Origin of the sequence: Enterobacter sp. MGH85 (genome assembly GCF_001037655.1) — a bacterium.
GTDB lineage: Bacteria > Pseudomonadota > Gammaproteobacteria > Enterobacterales > Enterobacteriaceae > Enterobacter > Enterobacter intestinihominis.
Window position 1 is genome coordinate 2,374,429 of sequence record NZ_KQ089925.1, and the last position, 14,523, is coordinate 2,388,951.

The window sequence follows — 14,523 nt, forward strand, 5'->3', positions numbered from 1 at the left end:
GACGCTTTTTTATTTCTGGAGTAAACCACCATGTCTGAAGGCTGGAACATTGCCATTTTGGGTGCCACTGGCGCCGTGGGCGAAGCCCTGCTTGAAACCCTTGCTGAGCGTCAGTTCCCGGTGGGCGACATTTACGCGCTGGCGCGTACCGACAGCGCAGGAGAACATCTGCGTTTCGGCGGGAAATCCGTGATGGTGCAGGATGCCGCCGCGTTTGACTGGACACAGGCTCAGCTGGCGTTTTTTGCCGCAGGTGCGGAAGCCACGGCATCCTACATTGAAGAAGCGACCAATTCAGGCTGTCTGGTGATCGACCTGAGCGGCCTGTTCTCCCTGGAGCCGGATGTGCCGCTGGTGGTGCCGGACGTCAACCCGTTTGTGCTGGCTGACTACCGCAACCGCAATATCATTGCAGTACCGAACAGCCTCACCAGCCAGCTGCTGACCGCGCTGAAGCCGCTGATCGACGACGGTGGCCTGTCGCGTATTTCCGTGACCAGCCTGCTGTCAGCCTCCGCTAACGGCAAAAAAGCCGTAGACGCACTGGCAGGGCAGAGCGCGAAGCTGCTGAACGGTATCCCGATCGACGAAGATGATTTCTTTGGCCGCCAGCTGGCGTTCAACATGCTGCCGCTGCTGCCGGATCGTGAAGGTTCGGTGCGGGAAGAGCGTCGTATCGTCGATGAAGCACGCAAAATTCTGCAGGATGACGGTCTGATGATCTCCGCGAACGTCGTGCAGTCTCCGGTCTTTTACGGCCACGCGCAGATGGTCGGGTTTGAAGCCCTGCGTCCGCTGGCGGCTGAAGAAGCCCGCGACGCGTTTGGCCGCGGAGAGGACCTTGTCCTGTCCGAAGAGAGTGAATTCCCGACGCAGGTGGGCGACGCTACCGGCAGCGCGCATCTCTCTGTGGGCTGCGTGCGTAACGATTACGGTATGCCTGAGCAGGTGCAGTTCTGGTCCGTTGCCGACAACGTGCGTTTTGGCGGCGCGCTGATGGCGGTCAAAATCGCGGAAAAACTGGTGCAGGAGTATCTGTACTGATGTCAGATGTGGAACAAAAGCCGGTCCACAGAATTGCCCTCGGCATTGAATACGATGGCAGTAAATACTATGGCTGGCAGCGGCAGAATGAGGTGCGCAGCGTCCAGGAGAAGCTGGAGAAAGCGCTCTCTCAGGTGGCGAATGAACCGATAAGCGTCTTCTGTGCGGGCCGCACCGATGCCGGCGTTCACGGCACGGGGCAGGTGGTGCATTTTGACACCACCGCCGTGCGCAAAGACGCGGCCTGGACGCTGGGTGTAAATGCGAATTTGCCTGGTGACATTGCCGTGCGTTGGGTGAAAGCTGTGCCGGATGATTTTCACGCGCGTTTCAGCGCGACGGCGCGGCGCTACCGTTATGTCATCTACAACCAGCGCCTGCGCCCGGCGGTGTTAAGCAAGGGCGTGACGCATTTTTATGAACCGCTGGATGCACAACGTATGCAGCGTGCGGCGCAGTGTCTGATTGGAGAGAATGATTTTACGTCGTTTCGTGCGGTGCAGTGTCAGTCCCGTACGCCGTGGCGTAACGTCATGCACATTAACGTCAGTCGTTATGGCGCGTATGTGGTGGTGGATATCAAAGCCAATGCCTTTGTACATCATATGGTGCGGAATATTGTAGGCAGCCTGATGGAAGTGGGCGCCGGACACCAGCCGGAGAGCTGGATTGCAGAACTGCTGGCAGCGAAGGACAGAACGCTTGCGGCAGCAACGGCGAAAGCGGAAGGTCTGTATCTGGTTTCGGTGGATTATCCGGACCGGTTCGACCTGCCAAAACCGCCAATGGGCCCGCTGTTTTTAGCGGACTAAACAAAGGCGCAATTAGGGCTTAGACAATATGGACGTAATACGTTTTCTGATAGATTTCATCCTGCACATTGATGTTCACCTGGCGGAGCTGGTCGCGCAGTACGGCGTCTGGATATACGCCATTCTGTTCCTCATTCTGTTCTGTGAAACCGGCCTTGTGGTTACGCCGTTCCTGCCGGGAGATTCACTGCTGTTCGTGGCGGGCGCGTTATCCGCACTGCCAACGAATGACCTGAATGTCCATCTGATGGTCGTCCTGATGATCATCGCCGCGATTATTGGTGATGCGGTCAACTACACTATCGGGCGGGTGTTTGGCGAGCGGTTGTTCAGTAATCCGGACTCGAAGATTTTCCGCCGCAGTTATTTAGATAAGACCCATGCGTTCTATGAGCGCCATGGCGGTAAGACCATTATCCTTGCCCGTTTTGTGCCTATTGTGCGCACATTTGCACCGTTTGTGGCGGGAATGGGTCACATGTCCTATCGTCATTTTGCCATGTACAACGTGGTGGGCGCGCTGCTATGGGTACTGCTGTTTACCTATGCGGGCTACCTGTTTGGCGATCTGCCGGTGGTTCAGGAAAACCTTAAGTTACTGATTGTAGCGATTATTGTGCTTTCCGTTCTGCCGGGTGTGATCGAAATTATTCGTCACAAACGCGCGGCGGCAAAACAAGCGAAGTAAGTGCACGCTGGCGGTTCGACCACTTTTTTATCCAAAGTTTCGGGCTGTTATGTTTTAATGTGCAACATTCATGGTCTGTTGGAGGCAAAAATGGCATTATTCGCCTCTTACAGCAAAACTGGCATACGACCAGGTTCAGGCAGAAAGGTTATCAATGAGCTGGATTGAACGAATTAAAAGCAACATTACCCCAACGCGTAAAGCGAGCATTCCTGAAGGGGTATGGACGAAGTGTGATAGCTGCGGCCAGGTTCTGTATCGCGCAGAGCTGGAACGCAATCTTGAGGTGTGTCCGAAGTGTGACCACCATATGCGTATGTCGGCGCGCAACCGCCTGCATAGCCTGCTGGACGAAGGTTCTCTGGTAGAACTGGGCAGCGAACTGGAGCCAAAAGATGTGCTTAAGTTCCGCGACTCCAAAAAATACAAAGATCGTCTGGCCTCTGCACAGAAAGAGACCGGCGAGAAAGACGCGCTGATCGTCATGAAAGGCACCCTGCATGAGATGCCGGTGGTTGCCGCCGCGTTTGAGTTCGCCTTTATGGGCGGCTCAATGGGCTCTGTGGTTGGTGCGCGTTTCGTGCGTGCCGTTGAGCAGGCGCTGGAAGACAACTGCCCGCTGATCTGCTTCTCTGCCTCCGGTGGCGCACGAATGCAGGAAGCGCTGATGTCCCTGATGCAGATGGCGAAAACCTCTGCCGCGCTGGCGAAAATGCAGGAGCGCGGTCTGCCGTACATCTCGGTACTGACCGACCCAACCATGGGCGGCGTTTCTGCAAGCTTCGCGATGCTGGGCGACCTGAACATCGCTGAGCCAAAAGCGCTGATCGGCTTTGCCGGTCCTCGCGTTATCGAGCAGACCGTACGTGAGAAACTGCCGCCGGGCTTCCAGCGCAGTGAGTTCCTCATTGAGAAGGGTGCTATCGACATGATCGTCCGCCGCCCGGAGATGCGCCTCAAACTGGCAAGCGTCCTGGCGAAGCTGATGAATCTGCCGTCGCCGAGCCCGGACGAGCCGCGCGAAGGCGTGGTGGTACCGGATCAGGAACCCGAGGCCTGATAACTGAAAAGGGCAGGGCCAAATGGCGCTGCCCTTTTGCTTTCTAAACCGTTAATGACAACCGGGCATCATGGAAAATAAAAGCATTCCTCAAGCCACGTCGCCCCTGGCCGCGTGGCTTTCTTATCTGGAAAACCTGCACAGTAAAACTATCGACATGGGCCTTGAGCGCGTAAGCCAGGTTGCCGCGCGCCTTGACGTGCTGAAACCTGCGCCTTTCGTGTTTACCGTGGCTGGCACTAACGGTAAAGGCACCACCTGCCGCACGCTGGAATCTGTCCTGATGGCAGCCGGTTATAAGGTAGGCGTTTACAGCTCGCCGCATCTGGTGCGCTACACCGAGCGCGTGCGGGTGCAAAACACCGAGCTGGCCGAATCGGCCCATACGGCGTCGTTTGCCGCTATCGAAGCCGCGCGCGGCGATACCTCATTAACCTATTTCGAATACGGCACCCTGTCGGCGCTGTGGCTGTTTAAGCAGGCGCAACTGGACGTGGTGATCCTGGAAGTGGGTCTGGGTGGACGTCTGGATGCCACAAATATGGTAGATGCGGATGTCGCCGTCGTCACCAGCATCGCGCTGGATCACACCGACTGGCTGGGGCCCGACCGCGAAAGCATTGGCCGTGAGAAGGCCGGTATTTTCCGGGCCGATAAGCCTGCCGTGGTTGGCGAACCGGACATGCCACATACCATCGCTGAAGTGGCGAAAGAGAAGGGTGCTCGTCTGCTGCGTCGCGGCGTGGACTGGCAGTATGAGGTGCAGGACAACGGCTGGCGCTTCAGCGATGCGCAGGGCGTGCTGGAGAATCTGCCGCTGCCGCAGGTACCACAGCCTAACGCGGCGACTGCGCTGGCAGCCCTGCGCGCCAGCGGGTTAGCGGTGAGCGAGCAGGCAATCCGCGATGGCATTCAGAACGCACTGCTGCCGGGACGTTTTCAGATTGTGAGTGAGTCACCGCGTCTGATTCTGGATGTTGCACATAACCCGCATGCGGCGGCGTACCTCGCAGGACGTCTCAAATCGTTACCAAAAACCGGGCGCGTGCTGGCGGTTATCGGTATGCTTCATGATAAAGATATCGGCGGCACGCTGGCCTGCATGGAGAGTGTGGTCGATAGCTGGTATTGTGCTCCTCTGGAAGGGCCGCGCGGCGCGACTGCTGAGCAGTTGATGGAACATCTCGGCAAAGGCGAAATCTACAGCAGTGTGATTTCGGCCTGGCGTGCCGCGATGGCGGAGGCTAAACCAGAAGATACCGTGCTGGTGTGTGGGTCATTCCACACGGTGGCACATGTCATGGAAGTGATGGACGCGGGGAGAACCGGTGGCGAGTAAGTTTCAGAACCGTTTAACAGGAACCATTGTGCTGGTCGCGCTCGGGGTGATTATTATCCCGGGATTGCTCGACGGGCAGAAAAAGCATTACCAGGATGAATTTGCGGCCATTCCGCTGGTACCCAAACCGGGCGATCGCGACGAGCCCGATATGCTGCCAGCGGCAACGCAGGCGCTGCCAGCCCAGCCGCCTGAAGGCGCAGCGGAAGAGGTGCGCGCAGGTGATGCAGCCGCGCCGTCTCTTGACCCGTCGCGTCTGGCCGCGAATAACAATGTTGAAATCGATCCCGTACCGGTAGAGCAACCCAAACCGGTTGAAAAACCGAAACCGGTAGAGAAAACGCAGCCTAAACCGCAGCGTGACAAAGCCGACGAGCAGCTGGCTGCGGCAACCGAAACGCCGCCACCGGCCAAACAGACCCAGCAGGAGGCTGCCCCTACGGGCAAAGCCTATGTCGTTCAGCTCGGTGCATTGAAAAATGCAGATAAGGTCAATGAGATTGTGAGTAAATTGCGCGGCGCGGGATACCGTGTTTATACTTCACCCACCACGCCGGTACAGGGTAAAATTACCCGTATCCTCGTGGGGCCGGATGCGTCTAAAGATAAGCTCAAAGGTTCGCTTGGCGAGCTGAAGCAAATCTCCGGCCTGAGCGGTGTGGTGATGAACTACAGCGCAAACTGACAGAAATTACCCCCTCACTCTAACCCTCTCCCCAAAGGGGCGAGGGGACGGTTTGCTCCCTCTCCCTTGAGGGAGAGGGCCGGGGTGAGGGGGAGGTAGACGTTCACAGAAACGTCAAAGGTGCGGTGGCGTTGAGCATTTTTTCAGCGCCTTTTTTATTTACGCGTGGGAAGGAAATCCCTACGCAAACGTTTTCTTTTTCTGTTAGAATTCGCCCCGAACTGGATGACAGGGCGTTTAATCGTGGGACACATATGGTCTGGATTGATTACGCCATCATTGCGGTGATTGGTTTTTCCTGTCTGGTTAGCCTGATCCGTGGCTTTGTTCGTGAAGCGTTATCGCTGGTAACCTGGGGTTGTGCTTTCTTTGTTGCCAGTCATTACTACACTTACCTGTCTGTCTGGTTCACGGGCTTTGAAGATGAACTGGTCCGAAACGGAATCGCCATCGCGGTGCTGTTTATCGCGACGCTGATTGTCGGCGCTATCGTCAATTACGTGATAGGTCAGCTGGTCGAGAAAACCGGTCTGTCAGGAACGGACAGGGTGCTCGGCATCTGTTTCGGCGCGTTGCGAGGCGTGCTGATTGTGGCCGCGATCCTGTTCTTCCTGGATACCTTTACCGGGTTCTCCAAAAGTGAAGACTGGCAAAAATCGCAGCTCATTCCGGAGTTCAGCTTCATCATCAGATGGTTCTTTGACTATCTGCAAAGCTCGTCGAGTTTCTTGCCCAGGGCATAAACCCTGAGATGTGGCTTAACGAGGAAAAGACGAATGTGCGGTATTGTCGGTATCGCCGGTTTCATGCCGGTAAACCAGTCGATTTATGACGCGTTAACGGTGCTTCAGCACCGTGGGCAGGATGCTGCGGGTATCATCACCATTGATGCAAACAACTGCTTCCGTTTACGCAAGGCGAACGGCCTGGTAAACGATGTGTTTGAAGCCCGCCATATGCAGCGTCTGCAAGGTAATATGGGGATCGGTCACGTTCGTTATCCTACTGCTGGCAGTTCCAGCGCCTCTGAGGCTCAGCCTTTTTACGTTAACTCCCCGTATGGCATCACGCTTGCCCACAATGGCAATCTGACCAATGCCCACGAGCTGCGTAAAAAGCTGTTTGAAGAGAAACGTCGCCACATTAATACCACCTCTGATTCTGAAATCCTGCTCAATATCTTTGCCAGCGAGCTGGATAACTTCCGCCATTATCCGCTGGAAGCAGACAACATTTTTGCCGCCGTTGCCGCGACTAACCGCCTGATCCGTGGCGCGTACGCTTGCGTAGCGATGATCATCGGTCACGGCATGGTGGCCTTCCGCGATCCAAACGGCATTCGCCCGCTGGTGCTCGGCAAACGAGACCTCGGCGATGGCCGTTCCGAGTACATGGTTGCCTCCGAAAGCGTGGCGCTGGACACTCTGGGCTTCGAATTCCTGCGTGATGTCGCGCCAGGCGAAGCGGTCTACATCACTGAGAAGGGCCAGCTGTTTACCCGTCAGTGCGCCGACAACCCGGTGAGCAACCCGTGCCTGTTCGAATACGTTTACTTCGCGCGTCCGGACTCGTTCATCGACAAAATTTCCGTTTACAGCGCGCGCGTCAACATGGGGACGAAGCTGGGCGAGAAGATTGCCCGCGAGTGGGACGATCTCGACATCGACGTCGTGATCCCAATCCCTGAAACCTCTTGTGATATCGCGCTGGAAATTGCCCGTATTCTGGACAAGCCGTACCGTCAGGGCTTCGTGAAAAACCGCTACGTTGGCCGCACCTTTATCATGCCGGGCCAGCAGCTGCGTCGTAAGTCCGTACGTCGTAAGCTAAACGCTAACCGTGCCGAGTTCCGCGACAAGAATGTGCTGCTGGTGGACGACTCCATTGTGCGCGGCACGACGTCTGAGCAGATCATCGAGATGGCGCGTGAGGCCGGGGCGAAGAAAGTATATCTCGCCTCCGCAGCGCCGGAAATTCGCTTCCCGAACGTGTATGGCATTGATATGCCAACCGCTAATGAGCTGATTGCGCATGGCCGTGAAGTGGATGAGATTCGCCAGATCATCGGGGCCGACGGCCTGATTTTCCAGGATCTGAACGATCTGATCGACGCGGTGCGCGCCGAGAACCCGGATATTCAGCAGTTCGAATGCTCGGTATTCAATGGGATCTACGTGACAAAAGACGTAGACCAGCAGTATCTCGACTACCTTGATTCTCTGCGTAACGACGATGCGAAAGCCGTCCAGCTGCAAAACGATCTCGAAAGCTTAGAGATGCACAACGAAGGTTGATGCTCCGGCAAGTGAGGGCGAATGCCCTCACTTGCAACTCCCCGTAAAATCCTGCACAGTCAGCCCTGAAATCAGCAAGGGCAAAAATCATGAAACGACTCATTGTAGGGATCAGCGGTGCCAGCGGCGCGATTTATGGCGTCCGGCTGTTACAGGTGCTGCGTGACGTTGCTGGCGTAGAAACCCATCTGGTGATGAGCCAGGCGGCGCGTCAGACCCTCTCTCTTGAAACCGATCTCTCTCTGCGCGACGTTCAGGCGCTGGCTGATGTTGTCCACGATGCCCGCGATATCGCCGCCAGCATCTCTTCTGGCTCGTTTAAAACGGCCGGCATGGTTATTTTGCCCTGTTCGATTAAAACCCTCTCCGGTATCGTAAACAGCTATACCGACACGCTGGTGACACGTGCGGCGGACGTTGTGCTGAAAGAGCGTCGTCCTCTGGTGCTCTGCGTGCGGGAAACGCCGCTACACCTGGGACATCTGCGTTTAATGACGCAGGCAGCCGAACTGGGAGCTGTGATAATGCCGCCGGTCCCCGCGTTCTATCATCGTCCACAAACGCTGGACGATGTCATCAACCAGACCGTTAACCGCGTGCTGGATCAGTTCGATATAGACCTGCCTAAAGATCTCTTTACCCGCTGGCAGGGGGCGTGAGGCTGTGCACAAACAAGGTGCATGAAATGACTGTTTGCCCTGTTTCAGGGCAAAACTGCAACCGCGATCATATCCTCGACATTTAATTCGCTTTTTCCCTTTTTCTCTTTCCGGTTCGTTCGGCAGACCTGCTATCTTTCACCATTAAGGCAGTATCGCAACGTTTTATTAACATATTTAACGTCGTAGTTTTAACCCGACGACAATGTGGCATAAGACCTGCAAGAGCAGCCTGCAACACAATACACAACATAAACCATAATAAAATCACGGTTCTTGAGGGTAAATGTATGAAGAAGACGGTTCTGGCTCTGTCTTTGCTCGTGGGCTTGAGTGCAGCAGCAAGTAGCTATGCAGCGCTACCACAGACAGTTCGTATCGGTACAGACGCAACCTACGCGCCATTCTCCTCCAAGGATGCGAAAGGCGATTTCGTGGGGTTTGATATCGATCTGGGAAATGAGATGTGCAAACGCATGGAAGTGAAATGCACATGGGTGGGCAGTGACTTTGACGCGCTGATCCCGTCGCTGAAAGCCAAGAAAATTGATGCCATTATCTCTTCTCTCTCCATCACGGAAAAACGTCAGCAGGAGATCGCCTTCTCAGAGAAGCTCTACGCTGCCGACTCACGTTTGATTGCCGCGAAAGGCTCGCCAATCCAGCCGACCATCGACTCGCTGAAAGGCAAACATGTTGGTGTGCTTCAGGGCTCGACCCAGGAAGGTTACGCCAATGCTAACTGGCGCGAGAAAGGCGTCGATGTGGTCGCTTACCAGAACCAGGATCTGATCTACTCTGACCTGGCGGCAGGCCGTCTGGATGCCGCGTTTCAGGATGAAGTCGCCGCGAGCGAAGGCTTCCTGAAACAGCCTGCGGGTAAAGAGTACGCCTTTGCCGGCCCGTCGGTGAAAGACAAAAAATACTTTGGCGACGGCACCGGTATTGGCCTGCGTAAGGATGATACCGAGCTGAAAGCCGCCTTCGACAAAGCGTTTAATGAGCTGCGTAAAGACGGTACCTACGACAAACTGGCGAAGAAATACTTTGATTTCAACGTCTACGGTGATTAATACCTGAATGAGATGCACTGATGTGGTGCATCTTTAGGGGAAGTGTTCCAGCATGGTGCAAGAAATGCACCATATTGGAACGCTGTGTGCATAGTTAAGCATTTTAAATGCAAAAATTCCCGTTCAGAGGCATTAATCTTTGCCTGAGTGAGGGGATTAATGGCACATTAACGGCACCCCGTAGTCGTAAAATCTCGTATTTAGACAGTTTGTTGAGGACAGATATGAAAAAACTGGTGTTGTCACTTTCTCTGGTACTGGCCTTTTGCAGCGCCACCGCAGCATTCGCAGCCATTCCGCAGAAAATTCGTATTGGGACTGACCCAACCTACGCGCCTTTCGAATCGAAAAATGCGAAGGGGGAACTGGTCGGTTTTGACATCGATCTGGCTAACGAGCTGTGCAAACGCATTAAAGCGCAATGTACCTACGTTGAAAACCCGCTGGACGCGCTAATCCCGTCCCTGAAAGCGAAAAAAATTGACGTGATCATGTCCTCCCTGTCTATCACCGAAAAACGTCAGCAGGAGATTGCCTTCACGGACAAACTCTACGCGGCTGACTCACGTCTGGTGGTGGCGAAATCCTCTGACATTCAGCCAACCCTTGAATCTCTGAAGGGCAAACGCGTGGGCGTGTTGCAGGGTACGACGCAGGAAACCTACGGTAACGAGCACTGGGCGCCAAAGGGGATTGAAATTGTCTCTTACCAGGGTCAGGAAAACATCTACGCAGACCTGACGGCAGGCCGTATTGACGCGGCATTCCAGGATGAAGTGGCGGCAAGCGAAGGCTTCCTGAAACAGCCTGTGGGTAAAGATTACAAGTTCGGGGGTCCGTCCATTAAGGACGAAAAACTCTTTGGCGTTGGTACCGGTATGGGCCTGCGGAAAGAAGACAACGAACTGCGTGAAGCCCTGAACAAAGCGTTCGCCGAGATGCGCGCGGACGGCACTTACGACAAGCTGGCGAAAAAGTACTTCGATTTTAATGTTTACGGCGGCTAATCGCCCCGTCTGATAACGTGCGGCCCCTCCCGTTGCGGGAGGGGAAAAGACACGGTTCTACCACTCACGAGACGACAGGGCACGCGGTATGCTGTACGGATTTTCTGGCGTTATTTTACAGGGCGCGCTTGTCACCCTTGAGCTGGCTATCAGCTCCGTGGTGCTGGCGGTGCTGATAGGCCTGGCGGGCGCGGGGGCAAAGTTATCCGCCAACAGACCGCTGGCGCTGATATTTGAAGGCTATACCACGCTGATTCGCGGCGTGCCTGACCTGGTGCTGATGCTGCTGATCTTTTATGGCCTGCAAATCGCACTTAACGGCGTCACGGATGCCATCGGCATGGATCAGATCGATATCGACCCGATGGTGGCTGGTATTATTACCCTTGGTTTTATCTACGGTGCTTATTTCACTGAGACCTTTCGCGGCGCTTACATGGCCGTGCCGAAAGGGCACATTGAAGCGGCGACCGCCTACGGTTTTACCTCCTCACAAACGTTTCGCCGGATCATGTTCCCGGCCATGATGCGCTACGCGCTGCCGGGCATCGGTAACAACTGGCAGGTTATTCTCAAGGCAACGGCGCTGGTCTCCCTGCTGGGTCTGGAAGATGTAGTGAAGGCCACGCAGCTGGCGGGTAAAAGCACCTGGGAACCGTTCTATTTTGCGGTAGTCTGCGGCGTAATCTATCTGGTCTTTACGACCGTCTCCAATGGTGTGCTGCTTCTGCTCGAACGTCGCTACTCCGTGGGTGTGAAGAGGGCTGACCTGTGATTGAGATTATTCAGGAGTACTGGAAATCCCTGCTGTGGACGGATGGCTACCGCTTTACTGGCGTGGCGATCACGCTGTGGCTGCTGATCTCCTCGGTGGTCATGGGCGGCATTCTGGCGGTGTTTCTCGCCATTGGCCGCGTGTCGAACAATAAATTTATCCAGTTTCCGATCTGGCTGTTCACCTACGTGTTTCGCGGTACGCCGCTGTACGTGCAGCTGCTGGTGTTCTATTCCGGAATGTACACGCTGGAGATCGTGAAAGGCACCGAGTTGCTGAACGCGTTCTTCCGCAGCGGTCTGAACTGTACGGTGCTGGCGCTGACCCTTAATACCTGCGCCTATACCACCGAAATCTTCGCCGGGGCCATTCGTTCCGTGCCGCACGGTGAGATTGAGGCGGCGCGCGCGTATGGCTTTTCCTCCGTGAAGCTCTACCGCTGTATTATTCTGCCTTCAGCGCTGCGCATTGCGCTGCCGGCGTACAGCAACGAAGTGATTTTAATGCTGCATTCGACGGCACTGGCGTTTACCGCCACGGTACCTGATCTGTTAAAGATTGCCCGCGATATTAACTCTGCCACCTACCAGCCGTTTACGGCGTTTGGCATTGCGGCAGTGCTCTATTTGATCATTTCTTACGTCCTGATCAGCCTGTTCCGTAAGGCTGAAAAACGCTGGTTGCAGCATATAAAACCGTCGACGCACTGAGAATTTATGATGGCTGAGAACAAATTAAACGTAATTGATTTGCACAAGCGCTACGGCGAACATGAAGTGCTGAAAGGGGTGTCGCTGGAGGCTAACGCGGGCGACGTGATCAGTATTATCGGCTCATCAGGTTCGGGTAAAAGTACCTTCCTGCGCTGCATCAACTTCCTCGAAAAGCCGAGCGAAGGATCGATTGTGGTGAGCGGACAGAACATCAACATGGTCCGTGATAAAGACGGTCAGCTTAAAGTGGCGGATAAAAACCAGCTGCGCCTGCTGCGTACGCGTCTGACAATGGTATTCCAGCACTTCAATCTCTGGAGCCACATGACGGTGCTGGAGAACGTGATGGAAGCGCCGGTTCAGGTGCTCGGCTTAAGCAAGCAGGAAGCCCGCGAGCGTGCGGTCAAATACCTGGCGAAAGTGGGTATCGACGAGCGGCAGCAGATCAAATATCCGGTGCACCTGTCAGGGGGACAGCAGCAGCGTGTTTCCATCGCCCGCGCGCTGGCGATGGAGCCGGAAGTATTGCTGTTTGACGAACCGACTTCCGCGCTGGATCCTGAACTCGTTGGCGAAGTGCTGCGCATCATGCAGAAGCTGGCGGAAGAGGGCAAAACGATGGTGGTGGTGACGCACGAGATGGGCTTTGCCCGTAACGTTTCTAACCACGTTATCTTCCTGCATCAGGGCAAGATTGAGGAGCAGGGGCATCCGGACGAGGTGCTGGCGAACCCGCAAAGCCCGCGTTTGCAGCAGTTCCTGAAAGGCTCGTTGAAGTAGGTTTGGCCTTTCTCCCTCTCCCTGTGGGAGAGGGCCGGGGTGAGGGCATCAGGCCGCAGAGCCGCCCAATTGCCCGGTGGCGCTTCGCTTTCCGGGCCTACAAAAACCGTAGGCCGGGCAAACGCAGTGTCGCCCGGCATTCAGACCGCACCACACTCCAGCCGATACACCCAGTCGTCATACCGTACGCCGTTAATCTCGTACGCCTTCTCCAGTACCTGCGTGCGCACAAAACCTGCTTTCTCAAGAACCCGCACCGACCCAACGTTATCCGCCAGCACGTACGCGTTTATCGCCTTCACGCCCGTCTGGTTAAATGCATACTCACACACCGCCCGCAGCGCCTCGCTGGCAATGCCTTTTCCCTGCGCGTCAGGCACAACCGTGTAGCCAATATCCGCCTCTTCATGGTTCGCCGCACTGATTTGCAGGCCGATATCCCCGAGCGGCGTAACGTCGTTATGCAGACGGATCACAAAGACATGCTCCGCCATCAGGCGCGCGGCAAATACGCGGCGCGTCTCTTTTTCAGGCATGATAGCGGCCATATAGCGCATGATGTTGGGGTCTTCGCGCAGAGAGCGAAAGAACGCCCAGTCAGAAGGTTCGAAAGGGGTGAGGTGAAGCCGGGTTGTGGTGATGGTTGCCATAGTTACGCCATATCATCCAGAGATGGCGTATAACTCTAACATATTCACTGCACCACATCCCCCAGCGCCTCTTCCATGTCATACCAGCGGAACGTAAATCCGGCCGCTTCCAGCCGTTTTGGCAGCGCGCGCTGGCCGCCCAGCACCAGCACCGAAGATTCGCCCATCAACAGCCGAATCGCCGTCGCAGGCACGCGCAGTACCGCCGGGCGATGCAGGGCATGACCCAGGGCGTGAGCAAACTGTTCATTACGTACGGGGTAGGGAGATACCATGTTAAACGGCCCGCGCAGGTCGTTATCCAGCAGCCAGAGAATACCGTTGACCATATCGTCGATATGGATCCACGCCAGATACTGACGACCGTTGCCGATGGGCCCGCCAAGCCCCATTTTAAACGGCGGCAACATTTTACCGAGAATACCGCCTTTCGGAGCAAGCACCACGCCGGTGCGCAGCAGGCAGACGCGGGTGTTATCGCTCTGCGCCCCGCAGGCGATACGCTCCCACTGGGCGCAGAGTTTATGGGTAAACTCGTTGTGCGGCGGCTCTTCTTCGGTCACCACCACTTCACCAAGATCGCCATAGTAGCCTGTTGCAGAGCCGGAAATCAGCACCGAGGGCGGCATCTCGCTGTTACGAATCAGCTCAACCAGCCTTTCGGTCATGTTCCAGCGGCTGCTGCATAAACGCTGTTTTTGCTCTTCGGTCCAGCGTTTATCAGCGATAGGCTCGCCTGCGAGGTTGATGACGGCGTCAAAGCCGTTCAGATCCTGCCGTTCCGCCAGGCCTTTCCAGATCTCAACGCCGGTGCCCAGCACCTGGCGCGCTTTCTCCGGGCTGCGCGTGACCACGGTAATGTCGTGATGCAACGCCTGCAAACGTGGAATGAGATGGCGACCAATCAGCCCCGTACCGCCGGTGAGCAGGATCTTCATACAACC

16 protein-coding genes are annotated in these 14,523 nt (G+C 55.7%); 14 read left to right on the top strand and 2 right to left on the bottom strand.

Annotated features, from left to right (window positions below; all coding sequences use genetic code 11):
* Nucleotides 1–30 precede the first annotated feature (30 nt).
* The 14 genes from SK51_RS11310 to hisP all read left to right on the top strand — a co-directional run bounded on the left by SK51_RS11310 (nucleotide 31) and on the right by hisP (nucleotide 12,929).
* Nucleotides 31–1,044, top strand: coding sequence for an aspartate-semialdehyde dehydrogenase (locus SK51_RS11310; protein WP_023306649.1), 1,014 nt, complete (start codon nucleotides 31–33; stop codon nucleotides 1,042–1,044).
* A complete protein-coding gene (gene truA, locus SK51_RS11315; protein WP_023306648.1) occupies nucleotides 1,044–1,856 on the top strand; it encodes a tRNA pseudouridine(38-40) synthase TruA in 813 nt (270 codons plus the stop codon). The genes SK51_RS11310 and truA overlap by 1 nt, the downstream gene beginning before the upstream one ends.
* A 28-nt stretch (nucleotides 1,857–1,884) precedes the next feature.
* On the top strand, nucleotides 1,885–2,544 hold the full coding sequence (locus SK51_RS11320; protein ID WP_023306647.1) for a DedA family protein: 660 nt from the start codon (nucleotides 1,885–1,887) through the stop codon (nucleotides 2,542–2,544).
* A 154-nt stretch (nucleotides 2,545–2,698) separates the two neighbouring features.
* Entirely contained in the window at nucleotides 2,699–3,604 is a 906-nt protein-coding gene (gene accD / locus SK51_RS11325) for an acetyl-CoA carboxylase, carboxyltransferase subunit beta (RefSeq protein ID WP_022648854.1), read from the top strand.
* A gap of 70 nt (nucleotides 3,605–3,674) precedes the next feature.
* Nucleotides 3,675–4,943: a bifunctional tetrahydrofolate synthase/dihydrofolate synthase gene (gene folC / locus SK51_RS11330; protein ID WP_023306646.1), complete on the top strand. Its 1,269-nt coding sequence runs from the start codon at nucleotides 3,675–3,677 to the stop codon at nucleotides 4,941–4,943.
* Nucleotides 4,933–5,628, top strand: coding sequence for a cell division protein DedD (gene dedD, locus SK51_RS11335; protein WP_048206714.1), 696 nt, complete (start codon nucleotides 4,933–4,935; stop codon nucleotides 5,626–5,628). Before folC ends, dedD begins: the two co-directional genes overlap by 11 nt.
* Before the next feature lie 254 nt (nucleotides 5,629–5,882).
* Complete coding sequence (cvpA, locus tag SK51_RS11340; protein WP_000262116.1) at nucleotides 5,883–6,371, top strand: colicin V production protein; 489 nt, start codon at nucleotides 5,883–5,885, stop codon at nucleotides 6,369–6,371.
* A 33-nt stretch (nucleotides 6,372–6,404) separates the two neighbouring features.
* Nucleotides 6,405–7,922, top strand: coding sequence for an amidophosphoribosyltransferase (gene purF, locus SK51_RS11345; protein ID WP_006811407.1), 1,518 nt, complete (start codon nucleotides 6,405–6,407; stop codon nucleotides 7,920–7,922).
* Between the two features lie 89 nt (nucleotides 7,923–8,011).
* Nucleotides 8,012–8,581, top strand: coding sequence for a UbiX family flavin prenyltransferase (locus SK51_RS11350; RefSeq protein WP_023306645.1), 570 nt, complete (start codon nucleotides 8,012–8,014; stop codon nucleotides 8,579–8,581).
* 290 nt (nucleotides 8,582–8,871) lie between these two features.
* Entirely contained in the window at nucleotides 8,872–9,654 is a 783-nt protein-coding gene (argT, locus tag SK51_RS11355; RefSeq protein WP_015572255.1) for a lysine/arginine/ornithine ABC transporter substrate-binding protein ArgT, read from the top strand.
* 224 nt (nucleotides 9,655–9,878) lie between these two features.
* Nucleotides 9,879–10,661, top strand: a complete 783-nt coding sequence (gene hisJ, locus SK51_RS11360) for a histidine ABC transporter substrate-binding protein HisJ (protein WP_032676157.1) — start codon at nucleotides 9,879–9,881, stop codon at nucleotides 10,659–10,661.
* An 88-nt stretch (nucleotides 10,662–10,749) separates the two neighbouring features.
* Nucleotides 10,750–11,436 carry a histidine ABC transporter permease HisQ gene (locus SK51_RS11365; protein ID WP_006811404.1) on the top strand — a complete coding sequence of 229 codons (687 nt, stop codon included), beginning with the start codon at nucleotides 10,750–10,752 and terminating at the stop codon, nucleotides 11,434–11,436.
* A complete protein-coding gene (gene hisM, locus SK51_RS11370; RefSeq protein WP_048206715.1) occupies nucleotides 11,433–12,146 on the top strand; it encodes a histidine ABC transporter permease HisM in 714 nt (237 codons plus the stop codon). Before SK51_RS11365 ends, hisM begins: the two co-directional genes overlap by 4 nt.
* Nucleotides 12,147–12,155: 9 nt before the next feature.
* Nucleotides 12,156–12,929, top strand: a complete 774-nt coding sequence (hisP, locus tag SK51_RS11375) for a histidine ABC transporter ATP-binding protein HisP (RefSeq protein WP_003861426.1) — start codon at nucleotides 12,156–12,158, stop codon at nucleotides 12,927–12,929.
* A gap of 140 nt (nucleotides 12,930–13,069) precedes the next feature.
* On the opposite strand, the gene SK51_RS11380 is transcribed toward hisP, so the two are convergent.
* Nucleotides 13,070–13,579: a GNAT family N-acetyltransferase gene (locus SK51_RS11380; protein WP_023306643.1), complete on the bottom strand. Its 510-nt coding sequence runs from the start codon at nucleotides 13,577–13,579 to the stop codon at nucleotides 13,070–13,072.
* 44 nt (nucleotides 13,580–13,623) lie between these two features.
* Complete coding sequence (locus SK51_RS11385) at nucleotides 13,624–14,517, bottom strand: TIGR01777 family oxidoreductase (RefSeq protein ID WP_023306642.1); 894 nt, start codon at nucleotides 14,515–14,517, stop codon at nucleotides 13,624–13,626.
* Nucleotides 14,518–14,523 lie beyond the last annotated feature (6 nt).

Excerpts from the sequence above, each read along its gene's own strand:
- SK51_RS11310 (WP_023306649.1), top strand. The coding sequence starts at position 31 with ATGTCTGAAGGCTGGAACATTGCCATTTTGGGTGCCACTGGCGCCGTG.
- truA (WP_023306648.1), top strand. The coding sequence starts at position 1,044 with ATGTCAGATGTGGAACAAAAGCCGGTCCACAGAATTGCCCTCGGCATT.
- SK51_RS11320 (WP_023306647.1), top strand. The coding sequence starts at position 1,885 with ATGGACGTAATACGTTTTCTGATAGATTTCATCCTGCACATTGATGTT.
- accD (WP_022648854.1), top strand. The coding sequence starts at position 2,699 with ATGAGCTGGATTGAACGAATTAAAAGCAACATTACCCCAACGCGTAAA.
- folC (WP_023306646.1), top strand. The coding sequence starts at position 3,675 with ATGGAAAATAAAAGCATTCCTCAAGCCACGTCGCCCCTGGCCGCGTGG.
- cvpA (WP_000262116.1), top strand. The coding sequence starts at position 5,883 with ATGGTCTGGATTGATTACGCCATCATTGCGGTGATTGGTTTTTCCTGT.
- purF (WP_006811407.1), top strand. The coding sequence starts at position 6,405 with ATGTGCGGTATTGTCGGTATCGCCGGTTTCATGCCGGTAAACCAGTCG.
- SK51_RS11350 (WP_023306645.1), top strand. The coding sequence starts at position 8,012 with ATGAAACGACTCATTGTAGGGATCAGCGGTGCCAGCGGCGCGATTTAT.
- argT (WP_015572255.1), top strand. The coding sequence starts at position 8,872 with ATGAAGAAGACGGTTCTGGCTCTGTCTTTGCTCGTGGGCTTGAGTGCA.
- hisJ (WP_032676157.1), top strand. The coding sequence starts at position 9,879 with ATGAAAAAACTGGTGTTGTCACTTTCTCTGGTACTGGCCTTTTGCAGC.
- SK51_RS11365 (WP_006811404.1), top strand. The coding sequence starts at position 10,750 with ATGCTGTACGGATTTTCTGGCGTTATTTTACAGGGCGCGCTTGTCACC.
- hisP (WP_003861426.1), top strand. The coding sequence starts at position 12,156 with ATGGCTGAGAACAAATTAAACGTAATTGATTTGCACAAGCGCTACGGC.
- SK51_RS11380 (WP_023306643.1), bottom strand. The coding sequence starts at position 13,579 with ATGGCAACCATCACCACAACCCGGCTTCACCTCACCCCTTTCGAACCT.
- SK51_RS11385 (WP_023306642.1), bottom strand. The coding sequence starts at position 14,517 with ATGAAGATCCTGCTCACCGGCGGTACGGGGCTGATTGGTCGCCATCTC.